Below are 2,913 nucleotides of genomic sequence, written 5' to 3' on the forward strand. Positions count from 1 at the left end.
CTTCGAAACAAAGTCAGCCGCAGGCGGGTCAAAACGGTCATCGAAAATCTGATCTGGCTGGCCTCTCGAATGGTAGAGCATGCCAGACAAACGAAGCTCCGCTTCGGAAGACATAGTCCATGGTTTCAGACATTCCAGCGCATTTACGGGACCTTGTCGGGATAATAGATTGCGAACCTATGTTTCCGTTCAAGCTTTGCACAAGGGAAGCTTTGTTTCGTGATGTCTTTTTCAAGTGAATCGAGTCATCACCTCTGCTTTCTGCGCCTATCGTTACAGCTGATAGTGATGGTTCTCTTATTCGTAACCCTTTCACGGATTCAGGAAAAACTAACGATTCCTATTACAGGAAATGATGGAAACTTAACCTCCATGAGCGTCACCCCCTCTCTTAAGTCCAATTCAAAAAAACAGATTATAGCACTATTGTGTCGTTAAATCCAAGGAATTATGTTACAATATTGGAGGCATCAGGTTGAGACAAGATTAACAATTCAAATAACGAAAGGAGTTTCAAAGATGAAACAAAATCGTACTTGGAAAATTGTTCTTGCTTGTGCTATGATGTTCAACGTATTTGCGCTCTCTGCGGGGGCAGAAGCGGCAGCGACTCCAGCTAAGGGGTCAATCTCTTTATCACAACAGCAGGTGTCTGTACGTGATATCGTGCCTTCTGAGTATTTCACGAAATATGCAGGTAAATTCAACTCTGCTGTGGAAGTGGATCGAGCAACTGGCTTCTCGGCAGCCGCGCCAACGCAAGAAGTAAACAAATTGCACTCACCGAACAACGGGGCTATCATTGTAAACTCACTCGATGAGTATGCGGCGCTGTTAAACTACTTCAATGACTTGACTGCTCCACAAAACGCCACGTTTGTTGAAACTCAAAAAACAAACCCTGTTCAAACATTTTCAGAGACCAGGACGGTTATCCATGAAACAACATGGAATGACCAAAAAGTCTCTTGGATGAAAGCCTATGTTATTGCTGAATACAACAAGGATGATAAAATTGTCGGTACGCCTAAAACGGATAGTGGTTTGTACGGAGTGCATCCGGGACAATCATGGGAACATAATGATAAAAAGTCTCATGCTGTAGTGAATGATAATAAGACTGGCGGCCATGCTAATATTTATGGGGATTTATCCTATTACATTATCTTTGAAGGCATCGGAAAAATAATAACGAAGGAATTGTATAAATTCATGAGATTCTAATATAAAACAACGAGCGATTATTCATAAAGTCGCTCGTTGTTTTATATAGTGATTATAGGAGGTGTTCATATGGACGATAAAGACAAAAAGGAATCAAAAAAGAAAAAGATTGTTTGGACGGTTGTAATAGTGTTTCTAATTTATGTTACATTAAACCTAATTTCGTTTATAGCAAGGACGGACTCTCCGACACCTTAGAAAAAAATACCCTCTTTTAAAAGAGGAGGGTATTCCGCATAAGGTCAAGGTCAGTCAAGGTCAAAATTCCTGATAAAGACTATAGTACAAAACACGGCTTTTGTGTATATATGAATAGATGTTTGGATACCGTGCATTAAAAAAAGCACCGTTAAGGTGCTTTACCAAGGATGGACACTTCCTGAACCGCCAGTAAACATTGCTACTGTTGTTACTATCATAGCTGTGCTAAGAAGGACATTGCAGATTAGTTTTTTCATTTTGTTTTTCACGCTAATCCCTCCAATTCTTTAACGCTTCGTTGGTAGTAGTCGCTTAATTTTTCTAGTGTAGACTGCGGCGAAACGTTGTGCGTTAAATGGATATGCATCACCGTGTTAAGACATTCTTTTTCTTTAGCTGCATCGTCAACTTTGGAGTACCACAAGGCAGATTCTACCATACTCGTAATACTTTTGTCTATGTCACCCGCAGCCAAATAATATTCTCCCTTGACTCGAAGATAATCAGCATAAGTAGCACAAACTAAAGGATTATCCTCATCAACGAGAGAAGCAGTCGCCTCTTCGTTCTCCAAAAGAACTTTAGCGCCTTCGAGGTTGTTCTGCTGGAAGTACAATTGCAGAAGTTGCTTAGTTGCCGGGATAATGGAAGCATTACTGCACGTTTTTAGAAATAATTCAAGCTGTTCGATTGCTTGGCCCTCATTTCCTCTTTTAGCAGCATAAAACGCATCCATAAGAGCAACATTTTCTTTTGTATTCGGATAAGAAAAATTTTTATATTGTAGCAGATACAACTCTGATTCTGTATATGCCCCTATGCTAAAATACGCATCTATAAGGACACCAAGCGCATCTGCTTTGTAATGTCCCCCGGCTTTCAGCACTTCCTTACAATAAGCAATGCATTCGTTGTGGTGACTCAAAGTGTATGCATGGATTCCTAATTTATAGTACAAGCTCAACCGTTCTTCAGACGACAAGAAATCAGCATAATGTATAATATGCTTTCCATTTTGGTAAGTTTCCTTCAATCTGCTGAAATCATTTCTTTCAATCAGGTATCGTTGATACATGCATTTAGCAATGTAAGGCATGATTCCGTGGGAACGCGAGTAATCAAGGATGAGGCCATACAACATGGCTCTTCGCTCTACTGGGTGGGTACAGTGTTGAATATTAGTTTCATAACCCCTTCCGCCTTTAAGAGATTTTCAGATGTAGAAACAGCCGTCAAGGAGAGCGCTTGACCGCTGTTTCTACATCTGAAGCAGGGTAAGAAGGCGGAAAGGGATATTATGCTCGGCGCGCCGCGAGCAACGGCAAACGAAGCTTATTGGCTGTCATATACACCATCGCAATCAAGTTTTCTACGTTCCTGTAGCCTCTGGCCCGACGTTTAGCTGCTTGAACCAGACCATTAATGCCTTCCAACAAGCCGTTCGTCATCTTACTATGGAACCACCGAAGGATCCCTTCTTCGTGCTGC

Annotated in this window: 3 protein-coding genes and 1 pseudogene; 2 read left to right on the forward strand and 2 right to left on the reverse strand. The window is 41.3% G+C overall.

Going from position 1 to position 2,913, the window contains the following annotated elements; translation table 11 throughout:
• Together ABD76_RS29080 and ABD76_RS00685 are read left to right on the forward strand one after the other, a co-directional pair.
• A pseudogene (locus tag ABD76_RS29080) lies at positions 1–165 on the forward strand (IS1380 family transposase); the annotation flags it as partial.
• 354 nt (positions 166–519) lie between these two features.
• Positions 520–1,224 (forward strand): hypothetical protein, encoded by a 705-nt coding sequence (locus ABD76_RS00685; RefSeq protein ID WP_197253429.1) that lies wholly within the window; start codon positions 520–522, stop codon positions 1,222–1,224.
• A 466-nt stretch (positions 1,225–1,690) separates the two neighbouring features.
• On the opposite strand, the gene ABD76_RS00690 is transcribed toward ABD76_RS00685, so the two are convergent.
• Positions 1,691–2,458 (reverse strand): transcriptional regulator, encoded by a 768-nt coding sequence (locus tag ABD76_RS00690; RefSeq protein WP_242069278.1) that lies wholly within the window; start codon positions 2,456–2,458, stop codon positions 1,691–1,693.
• A 262-nt stretch (positions 2,459–2,720) separates the two neighbouring features.
• Positions 2,721–2,913: transposase (locus tag ABD76_RS00695; protein ID WP_197253431.1), on the reverse strand; the 193-nt coding region annotated here is incomplete at its 5' end.

It is taken from the genome of Paenibacillus dendritiformis, assembly GCF_015845845.1.
Classification (GTDB): Bacteria; Bacillota; Bacilli; order Paenibacillales; family Paenibacillaceae; genus Paenibacillus_B; species Paenibacillus_B dendritiformis_C.

Bases quoted from the DNA above. Each gene is read 5' to 3' on its own strand.
- ABD76_RS00685 (WP_197253429.1), top strand. From the start codon at position 520: ATGAAACAAAATCGTACTTGGAAAATTGTTCTTGCTTGTGCTATGATG.